At 47.2% G+C, this 394-nt stretch carries 1 tRNA gene; it reads left to right on the forward strand.

From position 1 onward, the window contains the following. Window positions 1–132: 132 nt before the first annotated feature. A tRNA-Glu gene (locus AB1287_RS17845) sits at window positions 133–208 on the forward strand. Window positions 209–394 lie beyond the last annotated feature (186 nt).

Genomic DNA, 394 nt, shown 5'->3' on the forward strand with positions numbered 1-394 from the left:
CGTAACAAGGTAACCGTAGGGGAACCTGCGGTTGGATCACCTCCTTACCTTAAAGAACCTGCCTTTGTAGTGCTCACACAGATTGTCTGATAGATGTAGAGAAGCAAGGCGTCTTGCGATTGAGACTTCAGTGTCCCCTTCGTCTAGAGGCCCAGGACACCGCCCTTTCACGGCGGTAACAGGGGTTCGAATCCCCTAGGGGACGCCACTTGCTGGTTTGTGAGTGAAAGTCGCTGGCCTCCGTATCTCAAAACTGATTTTACTGTGTAAACGGTAAGTCACGTTTGAGATATTTGCTCTTTAAAAATCTGGATCAAGCTGAAAATTGAAACGACACACTTAAGGTGTGTTCGAGTCTCTCAAATTTTCGCAATGCGGAGTGTTTTAGGTAACT

Source organism: Scandinavium sp. UTDF21-P1B, from assembly GCF_040750395.1.
Classification (GTDB): domain Bacteria; phylum Pseudomonadota; class Gammaproteobacteria; order Enterobacterales; family Enterobacteriaceae; genus Scandinavium.